General features: G+C 71.5%; 12 protein-coding genes and 2 pseudogenes. 7 read left to right on the top strand and 7 right to left on the bottom strand.

The window, feature by feature from the left end; translation table 11 throughout:
• Positions 1 to 105: 105 nt before the first annotated feature.
• Positions 106 to 474, bottom strand: coding sequence for a nuclear transport factor 2 family protein (locus ACIP64_RS09010; protein ID WP_401583250.1), 369 nt, complete (start codon positions 472 to 474; stop codon positions 106 to 108).
• A 70-nt stretch (positions 475 to 544) separates the two neighbouring features.
• Between ACIP64_RS09010 and ACIP64_RS09005 the strand changes: the two genes are divergently transcribed.
• On the top strand, positions 545 to 1,420 hold the full coding sequence (locus ACIP64_RS09005) for a LysR family transcriptional regulator (protein WP_401583248.1): 876 nt from the start codon (positions 545 to 547) through the stop codon (positions 1,418 to 1,420).
• 99 nt (positions 1,421 to 1,519) lie between these two features.
• Here ACIP64_RS09005 and ACIP64_RS09000 read toward each other — a convergent pair.
• The 4 genes and pseudogenes from ACIP64_RS09000 to ACIP64_RS08985 form a co-directional block, all read right to left on the bottom strand.
• A pseudogene (locus tag ACIP64_RS09000) lies at positions 1,520 to 3,049 on the bottom strand (FAD-dependent monooxygenase); the annotation flags it as partial.
• A 129-nt stretch (positions 3,050 to 3,178) separates the two neighbouring features.
• Positions 3,179 to 4,660 carry a CoA-acylating methylmalonate-semialdehyde dehydrogenase gene (gene mmsA / locus ACIP64_RS08995; protein WP_401583246.1) on the bottom strand — a complete coding sequence of 494 codons (1,482 nt, stop codon included), beginning with the start codon at positions 4,658 to 4,660 and terminating at the stop codon, positions 3,179 to 3,181.
• Between the two features lie 287 nt (positions 4,661 to 4,947).
• Positions 4,948 to 5,763: an alpha/beta fold hydrolase gene (locus tag ACIP64_RS08990; protein WP_401583244.1), complete on the bottom strand. Its 816-nt coding sequence runs from the start codon at positions 5,761 to 5,763 to the stop codon at positions 4,948 to 4,950.
• A 152-nt stretch (positions 5,764 to 5,915) separates the two neighbouring features.
• Complete coding sequence (locus ACIP64_RS08985; protein ID WP_401583243.1) at positions 5,916 to 6,578, bottom strand: DUF4097 family beta strand repeat-containing protein; 663 nt, start codon at positions 6,576 to 6,578, stop codon at positions 5,916 to 5,918.
• Positions 6,579 to 6,816: 238 nt separating this feature from the next.
• Between ACIP64_RS08985 and ACIP64_RS08980 the strand changes: the two genes are divergently transcribed.
• Positions 6,817 to 7,572: a helix-turn-helix domain-containing protein gene (locus ACIP64_RS08980; protein WP_401583242.1), complete on the top strand. Its 756-nt coding sequence runs from the start codon at positions 6,817 to 6,819 to the stop codon at positions 7,570 to 7,572.
• 24 nt (positions 7,573 to 7,596) lie between these two features.
• Here ACIP64_RS08980 and ACIP64_RS08975 read toward each other — a convergent pair whose 3' ends face one another.
• Positions 7,597 to 8,613, bottom strand: coding sequence for a LacI family DNA-binding transcriptional regulator (locus ACIP64_RS08975; protein ID WP_401583241.1), 1,017 nt, complete (start codon positions 8,611 to 8,613; stop codon positions 7,597 to 7,599).
• Between the two features lie 206 nt (positions 8,614 to 8,819).
• On the opposite strand from ACIP64_RS08975, the gene ACIP64_RS08970 reads away from it, so the two are divergent.
• The 5 genes from ACIP64_RS08970 (at position 8,820) to ACIP64_RS08950 (ending at position 16,078) form a co-directional block, all read left to right on the top strand.
• Complete coding sequence (locus ACIP64_RS08970) at positions 8,820 to 10,097, top strand: ABC transporter substrate-binding protein (RefSeq protein ID WP_401583240.1); 1,278 nt, start codon at positions 8,820 to 8,822, stop codon at positions 10,095 to 10,097.
• A gap of 48 nt (positions 10,098 to 10,145) precedes the next feature.
• Positions 10,146 to 11,081, top strand: coding sequence for a carbohydrate ABC transporter permease (locus ACIP64_RS08965; RefSeq protein ID WP_401583239.1), 936 nt, complete (start codon positions 10,146 to 10,148; stop codon positions 11,079 to 11,081).
• Positions 11,078 to 11,854 carry a carbohydrate ABC transporter permease gene (locus ACIP64_RS08960; protein WP_401583237.1) on the top strand — a complete coding sequence of 259 codons (777 nt, stop codon included), beginning with the start codon at positions 11,078 to 11,080 and terminating at the stop codon, positions 11,852 to 11,854. The genes ACIP64_RS08965 and ACIP64_RS08960 overlap by 4 nt, the downstream gene beginning before the upstream one ends.
• Positions 11,847 to 13,640: a glycoside hydrolase family 127 protein gene (locus ACIP64_RS08955; protein WP_401583236.1), complete on the top strand. Its 1,794-nt coding sequence runs from the start codon at positions 11,847 to 11,849 to the stop codon at positions 13,638 to 13,640. Before ACIP64_RS08960 ends, ACIP64_RS08955 begins: the two co-directional genes overlap by 8 nt.
• Positions 13,641 to 13,732: 92 nt before the next feature.
• The gene (locus tag ACIP64_RS08950; RefSeq protein ID WP_401583234.1) at positions 13,733 to 16,078 is read left to right on the top strand and encodes an ATP-binding protein; all 2,346 of its coding nucleotides are present in this window, start codon (positions 13,733 to 13,735) and stop codon (positions 16,076 to 16,078) included.
• Here the strand turns inward: ACIP64_RS08950 and ACIP64_RS08945 are convergent.
• A pseudogene (locus ACIP64_RS08945) lies at positions 16,075 to 16,174 on the bottom strand (IS481 family transposase); the annotation flags it as partial. The gene ACIP64_RS08950 and the pseudogene ACIP64_RS08945 sit on opposite strands and share 4 nt — an antisense overlap.

The following is a 16,174-nucleotide window of genomic DNA, read 5'->3' as shown; positions in this document are numbered from 1 at the left end:
GCGCAAGGTCCCGACGCCCCGGACCGGCTTCCTCGGGCTTCCGGGGCGACCGGGGTGTGCTCCGGTCCGAGGGCCGGAGCACCGGCCGTGCCGGGGTCTTCGTCGTCAGTGGTGTTTCTCGAATCCCGCCAGCAGTGCGCGGGGGTCGAAGGTCACCCGGATCCGGGTGAGCTTCCCGTTCTCCGCGTGCATCCAGTTCGCCGTCGGGGTGGGCGGCGCAACGCTTGTGTGCAGGTCGAACCAGGTGATCGCGTCATCATTTTCCGCCACCCGTACCTTCACGTCGATCTTCTCCAGCACTTGACCGAGCCCCTTCAGTCCTGCGAGCGCCTCCTCCACCCCGGACGCTGTTCCCAGTGCCCCGACGAAGTCGACATCCTCGGCCAGCAGCCCCCGCAGGGTCTGGAAGTCGCCTGCTTCCCAGGCGGTGAAGTAGGTCTCGGCAAGCTCTCGCACCGTCTTCGTTGTCGTCATGCCCTCATCCTTGAGCAGCTCCCTCCATCCGTCCAACAGATGGATCCGATGGCCTCTATCATCATTGGATATGGAGATTCATCAGCTTCGCTACTTCGCCGCGATCATGGACGAGGGCACCTTCACCGCTGCCGCTCATCGCCTGCACGTCAGCCAGTCCGGCATCAGCACCCAAGTGGCCAAGCTGGAGTTGGAACTGGGCCAGCAGTTGCTCGACCGCTCCGGCCGACGAATTCGCCTCACGCCGGCCGGCGAGGCGGTCCTCCCTCTGGCGAAGAGCGCCCTTGCCATCCTTGAGGCCATCGAGCACACCGTCGCCGAGTTCACCGATGCCGTCCGGGGCCGGGTCCGTCTCGGCATGATCATGGGCTGCTCGATCCCGGCCTTCCTCGATACCGTCGCGGATCTCGGCCGTACCCACCCCGGCGTCGAGCTCAGCCTTCACGAGGGCTACTCCGGTGACCTCCAGACCCACGCTCTCTCCGGCACTCTCGACCTGGCCCTGATCGGTTATGCGGGCGATGTCGCCCCGGGCCTGGAGGTGAGCGTCGTCCTCGACGAGCCGGTTGCCGTCGCCGTCCCGGCCGGGCACCCTCTCGACCGGAAGGAATTGAGTCTCGCCGACCTGGAGGGTGAGAAGATCCTCTGCCTTTCCCGAGGCACCGGCATCCGCGCCGCCTACGAGGACTCCTGCCGCAGGATCGGTCTCGACCCACGCGTGGACATCGACGCCAGTTCCCCGGTCACCCTGCTCCGCCTCGTTGAGCGCGGCGCCGGGGTTGCCGTCCTGAGCGCGTCCTCCGTGCAGGGCGCCGACGTGCGGACTGTCTCGCTCACCGACGCCGCCACGCACGCCCGGCTCGGACTCGTCACCCGCCATGGCCAGTCTTCTCCAGCCGTACAACTCCTGCGGGCCAGGCTCCTTGCCGCCCTGCACACCGGCTAGACCTGCGCGTCGATCACGGCGATGCACGGCCTGGTCGAGCCGAAGGGGAGCACCCAGGCAGGATTCGTACCTGCGGCACCCGCTTGAGGAGAGCGGTTCTCAGGCCCCCGGCCGCCGGACCGCGGCGATCGCGTCCGCCGCCTCGGCGGTGAGCGCCGTTCCGTCGCGGGTCGACGCGGCCCAGGCGACATGGCCGTCCGGGCGGATCAGTGCGGCGCGGAGCCGGTCCCATTCCGGGCGGACGCGGTCGGGCGCGTCCGTGACCACGGTCAGGACGTGCGGCGGACGCCCGCCGTCCGTGCGCGGCGACGCGGTCTCCGCGTCCGCCTTCGAGGCCATGAGCAGCACGTACCGATCGGCGGCGAGGACGGAGAAGAGCCCCCTGCCGTCGGCGAGTCGGAGGTCCGGGGCCCGGTGGCCGACGAGCGGATGGGCGTCGCCGCCCGGCGGATGGGCGACGGCGAGCCCGGACAGCTCCTTGGCCAGCGAAGCGGAGAACGCGGGCACCTCGCTGATGGCCCGGTTCAGCACCGAGCGCAGGGCGAGAAGATCCGGCCGGAAATCGGTCATGAGCGACGTCTGCGCGCGGACGAGTTCCATCAGCGCGACACCGGCCGCATGGCGTTCGTCGTGGTAGCTGTCCAGCAGCCCGCCGGGCGCCCAGCCCCGCACGGTGGCCGCGAGCTTCCATCCCAGGTTCCACGCGTCCTGGAGGCCGACGTTGAGGCCCAGGCCGCCGACGGGGAAGATGCGATGGGCGGCGTCCCCGGCCAGCAGGACCCTTCCGGACCGGTAGCGCTCCGCGAGCCGGTTGGCGGATCCGGTCCGTGACACCCACAGGGGATCGCGGAGGCCGAAGTCCGAGCCGGCCACGGCCGCCAGCCGGACGCGGAGCTCCTCCGCGCCCGCATGGCGCGTCCAGTCGTCGTCGCCGTCGCCGGTGGCGTTGACCCCGCCGACGCGGTGGACGCCGTTGCCCATGGGGACGACGAGCGCCTGGCCCGCGGCGCTGTTCCGCTGGAAGTACGGCACGTCCGGCGGGTCGTCGAGGGTGACGTCGGCGATCCAGGTGTACGCGGTGGAGTCCGTTCCCGGGAACGCGATGCCGACGGCCTTGCGGACCTCGCTCGCGGCGCCGTCGCAACCGACCAGGTAGTCGGCCTCCAGCGTGTACCGCCCGCCTGCGGTCTCCACCTGGGCCACCACCGAATCGGCGTCCTGCGTCAGGCCGGCGAAGGCGTGTCCGCGCCTGATGTCCGCACCCAGGTCGAGGGCGTACTGCTCCAGCAGTTCCTCGACCCTCGGCTGGCCCAGCACGAGGATGTGCGGGAAGGGGGTGTCCAGCGTGCTGAAGTCGACGCGCTGGTCGAGCAGGCCGAAATGGGAGTTCGGGATCTTCCTGCCCTCGTCGAGGAAGAGGTGGTCGATCCCGCGCGATGCCCAGATCTCCATGGTCCGCGGATGGATCGTGAAGCCCTTCGAGTGCGGGAAGCGCTCCTCGCGGCGTTCGACGACGGTCACATCGACGCCCGCCAGGCGCAGTTCCGCCGCCAGCCACAGACCGGTCGGCCCGGCACCGACGACAACGGTCTCTCCCATGCGTTCCTCCGCCGATGAGTCGCCCGCACTGGCCTGTCGGCGGGGACAGTAACAGAGAACGGGTGCCGGGCCGACCGTCTGTGGGACATCAACGCGACGACGGGACAGCGGAGTTGGGCGGAATCGTCGGCGGTGGCGCACCGCCTCCCGGCGCGGGGTTCAGCGGGAGGCCCGAGCTGCGGCTTCCGGCCACACGCTCGTGACCACCTTGCCCTGCGTGTAGAAGTGCACGGCCTCGCTCCCGTACATACGGTGGTCGCCGAAGGCCGAGTCCTTCCAGCCGCCGAAGGAGTGGTAGCCCACCGGCACGGGCATCGGCACGTTCACGCCGACCATCCCGGCTTCGACCTCCAACTGGAACCGCCGGGCCGCGCCGCCGTCGCGGGTGAAGACGGAGCTCGCGTTGCCGTACCGGGAGCCGTTGACGACGGCCAGGCCCTCCTCGAAGGTCTCCACGCGGACCACGCACAGGACGGGACCGAAGATCTCGTTGCGGTAGGCGTCCGATTCCGTGCTGACCCTGTCGAGCAGGGTGACGCCCATCCAGTGGCCATTCTCCCGACCCTCGACGGTGAAATCCCTGCCGTCGAGCACCACGTCGGCGCCTTGGGCGGCAGCGCCCGCGACGTGGGCCGCGACCTCGTCGCGGTGTTCCCGGGTGACGAGCGGGCCCATCTCGGACGCCGGGTCGTTCCCGGGTCCTATCGTGATCCGGGCGGCCCGTTCGGCGATCCGCGGGACGAGTGCGTCGCCCGCCGAGCCGACCGCGACCACCACGGAGACGGCCATGCAGCGCTGGCCGGCGGATCCGTAGGCGGCGGTCACGGCGGCGTCGGCCGCCGCGTCGAGGTCGGCGTCGGGGAGCACCAGCATGTGGTTCTTCGCCCCGCCGAGGGCCTGGACGCGCTTGCCGCTCGCGGCGGCCCGGCTGTAGACGTGGCGGGCGACCGGCGTGGAGCCGACGAACGACACCGCGGCCACGTCGGGGTGGTCGAGCAGCGCGTCCACCGCGACCTTGTCGCCGTGCAGGATGTTGAGCACACCGTCGGGCACGCCGGCCTCGGCCGCCAGTTCCGCGAGGAGCATGGAGGCCGACGGGGCCTTTCCGCTCGGCTTGTGCACGAAGGTGTTCCCGCAGGCGATCGCCATGGGGAACATCCACATGCCGATCATGGCGGGGAAGTTGAACGGTGAGATGCCGACGACCACACCGAGCGGCTGCCGGAACGACGCCACGTCGACACGGCCCGACACCTCCGTGGACGTGTCACCCTTGAGCGCCGTGCCGATCCCGCAGGCCAGCTCGACGATCTCCAGGCCCCGCGCGACTTCCGCGAGGGCGTCCGCGTGGATCTTGCCCTGCTCGGCGGTGATCAGCGCGGCGATGTCGTCGCGGCGCGCGTCCAGCAGGGCGCGGTAGCGGAAGAGGATCGCGATCCGATCGGCGAGCGAGGTCGTGCGCCAGGTGGCATAGGCCTGCTTGGCCGCGGCGACCGCCGCGTCGGCCTCCTCGGCGCCGGCCATTGCCACCTGCGCGGTGACCTCTCCGGTCGCGGGGTCGGTCACGGTGCCCCAGGTGCCGGGGGCACCCGGGGCGCCCGTGAACGGCTTGCCGGCGATCCAGTGGGTGACGGTCTTCATCGGTCGGAACTCCTCCAGGGATGACGGCGGCGGGCCGCGGGCTTCCTGGCGCCGCACCTCGCACGCCGTGAGCCCGGCCGGACGGGCCGTGGTCCGGGCCGCGTGCATGTGCCACGCGTCCGCGGGCCCGCACTGCTGAACTGGAATCTACGACCGGGATCCCGGCGGTGAGGCGGTTCGGACGCCCGGGGCCCGATGTGCGCGCATCCGGTCTCGTTGTGTGGTGGCCCGCGTCACTCGCCGCCCGCCCGCCCGCCCGCCGCGCCTCCGCGTCCGCCGGTCGGTGCTCAGTGACTCGTGCCCTCCTGCGGGGCGATGTCGCGCAGGGCCCGGGCGACGGCAGGGTAGTCCTTCTTGAGGATCGCACCGTGGTTGCTGGCGACCTTCGCGGCGATCCGTATGTTCGGGTTCCGGGAGGTCACCGCGTCGAGGCCGGCGCGGATGCGCTCCTGTTCGTCGCCGCGGCTGCCGAGGGACGTGCCGGAGGCGACGACATAGCGGACGGGGACGGTGATGCGGTCCAGCACGGGGCCCAGTTCGCGTTCGCGGGAGAGCACGCCCAGCTCGATGTTGCTCTCGGCCTGCTGTGCGGCGGTCATCCGGGGGGCCAGGCCGGTCGGGCGCAGCAGGGGCAGGAACCAGCTCATGCGCCGGAAGAGCTTGCGGATGCGCACTTCCATGGCCTCGTCGAGCCAGTTGTGCGGGAACGCGCCGTCGACGAGGACCGCGCCCAGGGCGCGCTGCGGGTTGCGGTCGGCCCAGTGCGCCGCGACGACCGCGCCGTAGGACCAGCCCATGACCAGGGCCCGGTCCACGTTCCTGGCGGCGAGGACGGCGTCGACGTCCCGGACGGCCGCCTCGAAGGAGTAGTCCGACGAGCGCCCCGACTTGCCGCGGGCACGCTCGTCGAAGGTGATGTGCCGCCACTGCGGGCCGAGTTCGGCGAGGACGCGGCGCCAGTACCCCTGGGTGGCGAACTGGCCGTTGAGGTAGACCACGGGGATGCCGGGGCCACCGGAGTCGGTGACGGCCAGGGCCGTGTCCTCGACCGGCACCATGCCGGACCACTGCGCACCGGCCCTGGACGTGCTGTTGTTCGTCATGGGATTCCCCTTGCTCGCGTGAGATGTCCTGTACGTGGTGTGCGGGGCCCGGCGCGGAATCGTGGGCCCCTGCCCAGGCCTGCCGCGCCCGCCGCGGCCGAAGGGATCTCGGCCGCGGCGGGTCCGGCGGGGCGGTGGTGGCGCCGCGCTGTTCAGAGGCTGCGGGCGGTGATGTCGCCCTGCGGGGTGGTGGCGCGGATGTCGAGTTCGACGGTGCCGTCGTTCTTGAGGGCGTTGACGATGCGGCCGTGGCCCGTTCCGGCGTCCAGGGCTGCCGAGACGCCGGCGGCCGCGCCGACCGAGATGTCACCGGACTGGGTGCTGAGCACGACGGTGCCGCGCACTGCCTCGGTGATCCGGATGTCGCCCCGTGCGGTGCTGATCTCCGCGGGACCGCCCAGCCGGCCGATCTCGACGTCGCCGTCGACCGCGGTGAGGCGGACGCCCGCCGCCTCGTCGATCTTGATGTGGCGGTACGCGCCGTCGAAGACCACGTCGCCGAGGCGTCCCACCCCGCGCAGCTCGGCGCTGCCGGTCTTGGCCTCGATGCGGGAGCCGGCGGGCAGTTGGACGGTGACCTCCACGGAACCGGAAGGACCGATGAGCCGGTTGGCGTCGGGCGCCGTGATCCGCAGGATGCCGCCGGCGTAGGTGACGGTGACCTGCTCGGCGGTCTTGGTGTCGCGGCCCTTGGCGGGATCGGCGGCCACGACCTCGACGGTGGTGTCGGCGCGGTCGGCGGCGATCACCTGGACGCGGCCGGCGGGGATGCTCAGGATCGCGGTCACCGGGGCCGGGGTGTCGAACTTCTGCATCGTTCTCTCCTGTGCTCGTTCCTTGTTTCCGACATGAGAAACGCTACGTTGCTTTCCATCTCACGACAACATGCTTGTTGCATCGCATCCATAAATACGCAGCTCAAGGACTAGAAAGTGTTGCAACGGACCTGAAAGTAACGCAACGACAGATCTCTCGTGCATTGCAATGAGTAAGGAGTGAACGCTATGGTGGGGGAGTCAGGGACCGCCGTGAGGAACCACCGAGGAGATCGCGATGCCGGGAGGCAGGCTCACCCAGTCCGAACGCCAGCAGATCGCGCTGGGGCTGGCCGACAGCCTCCCCTACGCCGAGATCGCCCGGCGCCTGGACCGTCCGACCTCGACGGTCACGCGCGAGGTGATGCGCAACGGCGGCCCCACCGCCTACCGCGCCGACCTGGCGCACCGCGCCACCGAACACCGCGCGCACCGGCGCCGGCCCGCGTCCCCCCGGGCCCCGCAGACGGATCCCCAGTCGCACGGACGCGACGCCGCGGCCGTCGCGGCGTACGAGGAGACCTTTACGACCGTGCTGATGGGCTCCGGCCTGGGCAAGACGCCGGCCCGCGTGCTGACCTGCCTGTTCACCACGGACGCGGGCAGCCTCACGGCGTCCGAGCTCGCCTCGCGCCTCCAGGTCAGCCCGGCGTCCGTCTCCAAGGCGATCTCGTTCCTGGAGAGTCAGAGCCTGGTGCGCCGGGAGCGCGACGAACGCCGCCGCGACCGCTACGTCGTCGACGACGAGCTCTTCTTCCAGGCGACGATCGCCAGCGCCCGGGCCAACGACCATCTCGTCGCGACGGCCCGTCAGGGTGTCGCCGTCCTCGGCCCCGACACCCCGGCCGCCGCCCGCCTGGAGAACATCGCCCGCTTCCTCGACTTCATCAGCGAGAGCATCACCCGCGCCGCCGAACAGGCCCGCGAAGTCCTCCACACCAGGCCCGCGACAGCGCCGGAGGACAGCGCACCGCCGCGTCCCGGCGGCGCGTAGGCGGCAGCCCGTCGGCGGGTCGCGCTACTGCGGCAGGGTCGAGTCACGGATCGTCAGGCTGCAAGGCATGCGGTGCACTCCCGAGCCGGCCTGGCCGTCGATGGCGGCGAACAGGTGCTGGGCGGCCGTGCGGCCCAGCACTTCGAGGTTCATGTCGATGGTGGTCAGCGGGGGCCTGGTCTCGGTGGACAGCACCTCCCAGTTGTCGTACCCGACGACCGCGATGTCCTCGGGCACACGACGGCCCCGCTCGCGGGCGGCCTCGACGAAGCCCGCGGCGATCTGGTCGCTCCCGCACACCACGGCGTCGATCCCGGGGTCGGAGCCGAGCACGATCTCGGCCGCCTGCCGCCCCCACCGCTGCGACCAGGCCCCGAAGAGCACTTGGCCGCCGGAGAGGGCGAGCCCCGCTTCCTCCAGCGCGCCGAGGGTGCCGGCGGCACGGTCCTGCGCGGCCTGGTAGTCGGTCGGCCCGGTGATGTGGGCGATGCGCCGTCTGCCGACGGTCACCAGGTGCTGGACGGCGAGGCGGGCCCCTCCGACGTCGTCGGGCACGAATGAGACGTCCCGCGGATCGTCCGAGGGCGCATAGGCGTAGACGACGGGCACCGGCAGGTCGCGGCTGATCGACGGCCGCCGGTCGGTGCTCTCGCCCACCACGATGATCCCGTCGACGCGACGGGCCAGCAGGGTGCGTACGTAGTGCTGTTCGCGGATGGAGTCGCCGCGCGCGTCGCACAGCAGGACGGCCATCTCCCCCGTGCCGAAGGCGTCCTCCGCGCCGAGCATCACGGGGATGCCGAAACGGCCGACGCTGTCACTGGTGAGCAGCCCCACGGTGCGGGTCTGACCGGAGATCAGGCTCCGGGCGAGCGCGTTGGGCTGGTACGCGAGTTCCTCGGCCGCCCGCAGCACCCGCTGCACGGTCTCGGCGCGGACCTGGTTACCGCCGTTGAGCGCCTTGGACGCGGTCGCGATCGACACCCCCGCGAGCGAGGCCACATCGGTGATCGTGGTCGCCCGTCGCCGCTGAGAACTCATCGTTCCGAGAACCTTTTCGTGAGGAGGGAGGACGCTGCGTCCCAGGCTGCCTGCTCCAATTTGCCTGAATATAGAGGGGACATGCGTGGTGGACAAGTGACGTACCTCACTCCGAACCCTTGACAGCCCCGGCCGCCGATCCTACGTTTCCAAAAACCTTTCAGGTCAGTTTTCGGTGCTTCTCTGGGGATGCAGAGGGGGAAGACATGGAATCGCGATCGTCCGGACGCAAGGTCGCCGCCGCGCTCGCCGTGGCGTGTGCGGCGGTGCTGGCCAGTTCCTGCAGCGACTCAGGAGGGTCGGCGGACAAGCCCGGCACGTCCTCGGCGGCGTCCACCATCACGGTGTGGACCAGAGCCGCGACGGAGGCTCAGACCAAGGCACTGGCGCAGTCCTACAACGCCTCCCACAGCAACAAGGTGGAGGTGACCGCGTTCCCGAACGAGGAGTACCCGGCGAAGATCGCCACGGCGGCGGGCGGCAGGAACCTGCCGGACCTGTTCGCCTCGGACGTGGTGTTCGCGCCGAACTACATCTCCCAGGGCCTGTGGCAGGACGTCACCGACCGGTTCGAGTCGCTCCCGTTCAAGGACAAGGTGGCCCCGGCCCACATCAAGGAGGCGACCCAGGACGGCAGGCTCTTCGCGGTCCCGCACACCGTCGACATCTCGGTGATGTTCATCAACAAGGACCTGTACAAGAAGGCCGGTCTCGACCCGGACAAGGCCCCGGCGACGCTTCAGGAGTTCGCCGACCAGGCCACGACGATCCGCAAGAAGCTCGGCGGCAAGACCTACGGCACCTACTTCGGCGGGAACTGCGGCGGCTGCGACGTCTTCACGTTCTGGCCGTCCGTCTGGGCCGACGGCGGCGAGGTCATGAACGCCGAAGGGACCGCGAGCACCGTCGACGACCCGCAGATGGCCGCCGTGTTCGACGTCTACCGCACGCTCTACGCCGAGGGCGTGGCCGCGCCCGGTTCCAAGGACGAGAACGGGACGACCTGGCTCGGCGCCCTCCAGGCCGGCGACATCGGCATCGCCCCGGGACCGTCCACCTGGCTCGGCCTGCTGGAGGACAAGGGCATCGACGTGGGCGTGGCCCCGATCCCGGGCGTGAAGGGAGGCAAGTCCACCTTCGTCGGCGGCGACGTCATCGGCGTGAGCGCCACCAGCAAGAACGCCGACGCGGCCTGGGACTTCCTGGCCTACACCCTCTCGGACACGGTGCAGGCGGACCTGCAGGCCAAGGGCATGTCCACCGTGGCCCGCACCGACATCACCGCGGACGATCCCCGGGTGCAGGCGATGAACGAGATCATGGCCGACGGCCGGACGCCCTACGCGCTGAAGTTCAACGAGTCCTACAACGACCCGCAGAGCCCGTGGGTGAAGACCCTGCGGGACGCGCTGTTCGGCTCCGACCCCGCCAAGGCGCTGAAGGACGGCGCCGGCACCATCTCCGCCTCACTGAACCAGCAATAGGACAGGTCCGGCACACCGGCGGTGTGCCGGACCGCAGCTGGAGAGAACATGACGGATTCAGCAGAACCCCGCACGGCCGCGCGCGGTACGGCCGCTCGTGCCCGCCGCCGGCGGCGGCGTTCCGAGGGCCTGACCGGGCTCGCCTACGCGGCTCCCGCCGCCGTCGTGGTCGGCCTGTTCTTCCTGGTGCCGCTCGGCCTCGTCGTCTGGATGTCCCTCAACAAGTGGCCGCTGCTGGCGTCCCCGTCCTTCAACGCACCCGACAACTACCAGCGCATCGCCGACAACTCCCTCGTGGTGGACGCGGTGGTGTTCACCCTGAAGTACACCGCGATCGTCACCGTCCTGCTCTTCGCCGTCTCTTTCGCCCTGGCCCTGATGATCCAGAACGGAGGGCGGGGGACCGGCCTGTTCCGGGGCGCGTTCTTCCTGCCGGCCGCCGTCGGCTGGGCCACCGCGACCCTGCTCTTCTTCGGCCTGCTGAGCGAGCAGATCGGCCCCCTGAACGGGATGCTCGAGGCGATCGGCCTCATCGACGAGCCGGTGTCCTGGACCGCGGGCGACCCGAACGTCGCGTTCGGGTCCACGGTGACCCTGGTGATCTGGCGGTGGGCCGGGTTCAACATGGTCATCCTGCTCACCGGCCTGCAGTCCATCCCGACCGAACTCTACGAGGCGGCACGGGTGGACGGCGCCTCGGCGGTGCAGGCGTTCCGGCGGATCACGCTGCCGCTGATGCGGCCCACCATCGCCCTGGTGCTCTGCCTGATGGTCACCGGCTCGCTGCTCGGCTTCGAGCAGTTCTACATCCTCACCAGGGGCGGGCCCGGCAACAGCACGACCTCGGTCGTCATGGTCATCGTCCGTGAGGCGTTCGTCCGGTTCGACCTGGGCTCGGCCGCCGCGATGTCGGTGCTCGTGCTGGTCGCGCTGGTCGTCCTCAACGCCGTGCAGCTCGTCTCCATCAGGAGGAGGACCCTGTGAGACGTCTCGCCCTCGCGGCGCTCGCCGTGGTGTTCGTCTACCCGATCGGACGGAGCGCGTGGTCGTCGGTGCGGGCCGGCGACTCCTTCACCCTCGGCAACTACCGGAAGCTGGCCACGTACGGCGAGGGCGTGGGCACCTATCTGACCAACACCGTGGTGCTCGTGGCGCTCACCGTCGCCGGAACCCTCCTCGTCGCCACCCTCGCCGGCTACGCCTTCTCGCGCTTCGCCTTCCCCGGCCGCGGCCTGCTGTTCGCCCTCGTCCTCGCCATCCTGATGGTGCCCTACCCGACGATCCTCATCCCGCTGTACGTGCTCCTCGGCGAACTGGGCCTGCAGGACTCGCTCGTCGGCCTGGCCCTGGTGATGGTCATGTTCCAGCTGCCGTTCGCGGTGTTCATGATGCGCAACGCCTTCGAGGCCGTGCCCCGCACCCTCGACGACGCCGCGAGGGTCGACGGCTGCGGAAGCCTCCGCACCCTGGTCAGGGTGCTGCTGCCGCTGGTGGCCCCGGGCCTGGTGACGGTCGGTCTGTTCGCCTTCCTCGCCTCCTGGAACGACTACGTCGCCCCGCTGATTCTGATCAGTTCGGGCGACAAACTGCCGCTGCCCGTCGCGGTGGTCAACATGCGGGTGCACAACTTCGGTGCCGTGGACTACCCGGTCATGCAGGCGGGCGTGATGTTCATGGCCGTCCCCTGCCTGATCCTCTTCCTCGCCCTCCAGCGCTTCTACGTGCGCGGATTCATGACAGGAGCACTACGTGGCTGACCCCGTCGTTCCGTCCGCAGGCGTACTGACCCCGCTGGGGCTGGACACCGTCCGGCTGGCCCCGGGCTTCTGGGGCGACCGGCAGACCCTCAACCAGGACGTGATCATCGGGCACTGCCTCGAATGGATGGACAGGAGCGGATGGATCGGCAACTTCCGCGGCGAGCCGGCCCGCGGCAGGGAGTTCGCCGACTCGGAGGTCTACAAACTGCTGGAGGCCATGGCCTGGGCCGGCGACCCGCGGTTCGAGGCGCTGGAATCGGTGGTCGCCCGGGCCCAGGAGGCCGACGGCTACCTCAACACCCGATGGAGCGGCGACCGTTACCGCGACTTCGAGTGGGGCCACGAGCTCTACTGCTTCGGCCACCTCATCCAGGCGGGCGTCGCCCGCCTGCGCCGGACCGGGCCGGGCCCGCTCACCGAGACCGCCCGCCGGGCGGCCGACCACATCTGCCGGCGTTTCATGGAGTCCCCGGAGGTCTGCGGCCACCCCGAGATCGAGATGGCCCTGGTCGAGCTCTACCGGGCCACCGGGGCCGACCGCTATCTGGAGATGGCCCGGCGCTTCGTCGAGAGGCGCGGCACCCCCGCGCTCGCCGACATCGAGCTGGGCCGCGCCTACTTCCAGGACGACGTGCCGGTACGGGACGCGAAGGTGTTCCGGGGCCACGCCGTACGGGCGATGTACCTCGCGTGCGGCACGGTCGACGTCGCTGTCGAGACCGGGGACGCGTCCCTGCTGACCGCCGTGCGGGAGCAGTGGGAGCGCACCGTCGAGCGGCGCGTCCACCTCACCGGCGGCATGGGGTCCCGCCACGCCGGGGAGTCGTTCGGCGACGACTACGAACTGCCGCCCGACCGGGCCTACTCCGAGACGTGCGCCGCGGTCGGGTCGTTCATGCTGTGCCACCGGCTCCTGCTGGCCACGGGCGACTCCCGCTACGCGGACCTCGCCGAACGCACCCTCTACAACGTCATCGCCACCTCGCCGGCCCTGGACGGGCGTTCGTTCTACTACGCCAACCCCCTCCAGGTCCGCGTCCCCGGCGAACCCTCCGACGGCGTCAGCCCGCGGGCGGGGACCGGGCTGCGCGCCCCCTGGTTCTCCGTGTCGTGCTGCCCGAACAACCTCGCCCGCACCCTCGCCTCCCTTCCCGCCTACCTCGCCACCGCGACCGGCGACGGCGTGCAGATCCACCACCTGACCCCCTCCGAGATCCGGCACGACGGCCTCGCCCTGCGGGTGGAGACCGGCTACCCGGTGTCGGGCGGGGCCGAGGTGGAGGTACTCGCCGCCCCTGCCGCCCCGCGCACGGTCTCCCTCCGCCTGCCGCCCTGGGCGTCCGGGGCCGAGGTCGCGGCCGGTGCCGCCGCGGTGCGCCGCGAGGGCGCCCAGGTCCACGTCGAGAAGACCTGGCGGCCCGGCGACCGCTTCCGGCTCGAACTGCCGCTCCGGCCGCGCTGGGTCTGGCCGGACCCCCGCATCGACGCGGTGCGCGGCTGCGTCGCGGTCGAACGCGGGCCGATCGTCTACTGCGCGGAGAACCCCCGGGAGCAGCTCGTCCAGGTGGACACGGCGGGCCCCCTCGTCGAGCACGAGGAAGCAGGCCTGGTCGAGCTGGAGGCCCCGGCGACCACGGTGCTGCCCGGGCACCGGGGCTGGCCGTACGGCGAGCCGCCGGAGGCGCCGGGGGAGCGGACGCGGGTCCGGCTGGTGCCCTACCACCGCTGGGGCAACCGGGGCCCGGCCACCATGCGCGTCTGGCTCCCCGCCCCCCGCGCCTGACCCCCGTGCGGCGGTCACACCGCGTACCGGTGTGCATCCGGTGCGTTGTCACCGGGGACACCCGCCGAGGCCGTGGTGGTTGAATGGCAGGTATGGCCGGCGACGACGCCGGGCGCACCACGCGTGAGGGCCGCCGTCCCACCGGGAGGCAGCCGGGGCGCCCCGGAGCCGAAGGCAACCTGCCCACCGAGGTGACGAGCTTCGTGGGCCGGCGCAACGAGCTGACCGAGACCGTACGAGCGCTTCGCGGCGCCCGCCTGGTGACCCTGACCGGACCCGGCGGGGTCGGGAAGACCCGGCTGGCGCTGCGCGCCGCGGAGCGGTCCCGCCGGAGCTTCCCCGGCGGGGTGTGGCTCGTCGACCTGGGGGAGCTGTCCGACGCGGCGCTCCTCGCCGACGTCGTCGCCGGAACCCTCGGCGTCCGGGCGCCGGCCGGGAGGTCCACCGAGGACGCGCTCGTGGACTTCCTCGCCGACGGCTGCCGCCTGCTGGTCCTCGACAACTGCGAGCAGATCGTCGAAGGCGTCGCGGCCCTGTGCGGTCGCCTGCTCCGCTCCTGCCCGCCGGTCCACCTCGTGTGCACCAGCCGCGAGGAACTGCGGATCGGGGGCGAGACGGTCCTGCGGGTTCCCCCGCTGACGCTTCCCGGCGACGACACCTCCGCGCGGCCCGGGGAGTCGGACGCCGTCACCCTCTTCGTCGAGCGGGCGGCCGCCGCCGCCCCCGGGTTCGCACTCACCGCGGACACCGCGGGCGTCGTGGCGGCCGTCTGCCGGCGGCTGGACGGGCTGCCGCTCGCCATCGAACTCGCGGCGGCGCGCCTGCGCACCCTGTCGCCCGCCCAGATCCTGGACCGGCTGAGCGACCGGTTCGCGCTGCTGACCCGCAGCGGCCGCGGGATCCCGACCCGCCAGCAGACACTCCGGCTGTCCGTGGAGTGGAGCCACGAACTCTGCAGCCCCGCCGAGCGACGGGTCTGGTCGTGCCTGGCGTTCTTCGCCGGCAGCATCGACATGACGGCCGCCACCGCCGTCTGCGGATCCGATCACGTGCTCGACGTCATGACCTCACTCCACGAGAAGTCCGTGCTGGTACGGGAGGAGACCGACGGCACGGCGGTGCGCTTCCGGATGCTGGAGACACTGCGCGAGTACGGCCGGTCGAAGGCACGGGAGGCCGGATGCGCCGACGAGGCGATCGACCGCCTGTGCCACTGGTACACCGGTCTCGCCGCGCGCGCCCGCGCGGAGTTCGTCGGGCCGCGCCAGCTGGAGTGGATCGCCCGCGTCGACCGCGAGATGCCCAACTTCCGCGACGTCCTGGACCGCCAGGTGCTCCGGGACCCCCGGGCCGGCCTGCGGACGACGGGCGACCTCTTCCCGTACTGGAACGCCCGGGGCCTGTTCCGCGAGGGACGCCGCTGGCTGGACCGGCTGCTCGGCCAGGAGGCGGAAGCGGACGGTGACGCTTTGGCGGGAGTGGTCTACGCCGACTGCGCGCTGACGGCCCCTCAGGGCGACCGCGCGGCCGTGGACGCCCTGCTGACCAGGGCGCGCGCGATCGACGCGGCCTCCACCGACCCGTCGGTGCACGGGATCACCGCCCTGTCCGAGGGCACCGCCGCACTCTTCCGCGACGACTTCGTCCGGGCCCAGGCGCATTTGGAGGACGCCGTCGCCGCGCTCGACGCGCCGGACACCTGCGAGTTGCTGCACCTGTCCGCCCTGACGATGCTCGCCCTCACCCACGAACTGCGGTCCGACGGGGAGTCGGCGCGGCGGCGCTTCGAGGAGGCGCTGGCCTTCACCACCGCACGCGGCGAGTCGGTGTTCCGGTCCTACCTGCTGTGGGGCACCGGCCTCTCGCTGTGGCGCGGCGGGCACGCCGAGGACGCCGCGGCCCGGCTGCGGGAGAGCCTGCGGATGGCCGACGACATCGGCCATCCGCTGCTGACCGCGGCCTGCCTGGAGGTCCTCGCGTGGATCGCCGACGGGGAGGGCGACGCCCGGCGCGCCGCCGCCCTCCTCGGGGCCGCCGACACGCTCAGCCACCGCACCGACAGCCCGCCGACCTTCTTCCCCTCGCTGCTGGTCCACCACGGGCACTGCGACCGGAACCTCCGGGACGCCCTGGGGAAGAGCGCCTTCGCCGTGGCCTACCGCACGGGCGGGGAGCTCGCCGCCTCGGGCGACGTGCGGGGGCTGCTGGAGTCCGCGCCGCCGCCGTCCCCCTCGGCGACGGCGCCCTCCGGCAGCCCGCTGAGCGTCAGGGAGCGGGAGGTCGCCGTCCTCATCGGCCGCGGCCTTACGAACCGGTCGATCGCCCGCAGGCTGGTCATCTCCGAGCGGACCGTGCACGGTCACGTGCAGCGCATCCTGGCGAAACTCAACATGAGCTCGCGGGTGCAGGTCGCGGCCTGGATGGCCGGCCACCGCTAGGTGTATTGGCCCGGAGCGTTGTTGACGCGGCTGATCGGGGGCTTGCCTCCGAGTGCGGTGTGGCAGCGATGGTGGTTGTAGGTGTGGAGGAAGTCT

The sequence above is a fragment of the Streptomyces sp. NPDC088733 genome (assembly GCF_044751185.1).
Taxonomy (GTDB): domain Bacteria; phylum Actinomycetota; class Actinomycetes; order Streptomycetales; family Streptomycetaceae; genus Actinacidiphila.
Note: the sequence above shows the minus strand (reverse complement) of the source record. Positions and strands in the feature narration are given on the sequence as shown.

What these genes read in the sequence shown, in the direction of transcription:
- ACIP64_RS09010 (WP_401583250.1), bottom strand. Translation starts at nt 474, where the DNA reads ATGACGACAACGAAGACGGTGCGAGAGCTTGCCGAGACCTACTTCACC.
- ACIP64_RS09005 (WP_401583248.1), top strand. Translation starts at nt 545, where the DNA reads ATGGAGATTCATCAGCTTCGCTACTTCGCCGCGATCATGGACGAGGGC.
- mmsA (WP_401583246.1), bottom strand. Translation starts at nt 4,660, where the DNA reads ATGAAGACCGTCACCCACTGGATCGCCGGCAAGCCGTTCACGGGCGCC.
- ACIP64_RS08990 (WP_401583244.1), bottom strand. Translation starts at nt 5,763, where the DNA reads ATGACGAACAACAGCACGTCCAGGGCCGGTGCGCAGTGGTCCGGCATG.
- ACIP64_RS08985 (WP_401583243.1), bottom strand. Translation starts at nt 6,578, where the DNA reads ATGCAGAAGTTCGACACCCCGGCCCCGGTGACCGCGATCCTGAGCATC.
- ACIP64_RS08980 (WP_401583242.1), top strand. Translation starts at nt 6,817, where the DNA reads ATGCCGGGAGGCAGGCTCACCCAGTCCGAACGCCAGCAGATCGCGCTG.
- ACIP64_RS08975 (WP_401583241.1), bottom strand. Translation starts at nt 8,613, where the DNA reads ATGAGTTCTCAGCGGCGACGGGCGACCACGATCACCGATGTGGCCTCG.
- ACIP64_RS08970 (WP_401583240.1), top strand. Translation starts at nt 8,820, where the DNA reads ATGGAATCGCGATCGTCCGGACGCAAGGTCGCCGCCGCGCTCGCCGTG.
- ACIP64_RS08965 (WP_401583239.1), top strand. Translation starts at nt 10,146, where the DNA reads ATGACGGATTCAGCAGAACCCCGCACGGCCGCGCGCGGTACGGCCGCT.
- ACIP64_RS08950 (WP_401583234.1), top strand. Translation starts at nt 13,733, where the DNA reads ATGGCCGGCGACGACGCCGGGCGCACCACGCGTGAGGGCCGCCGTCCC.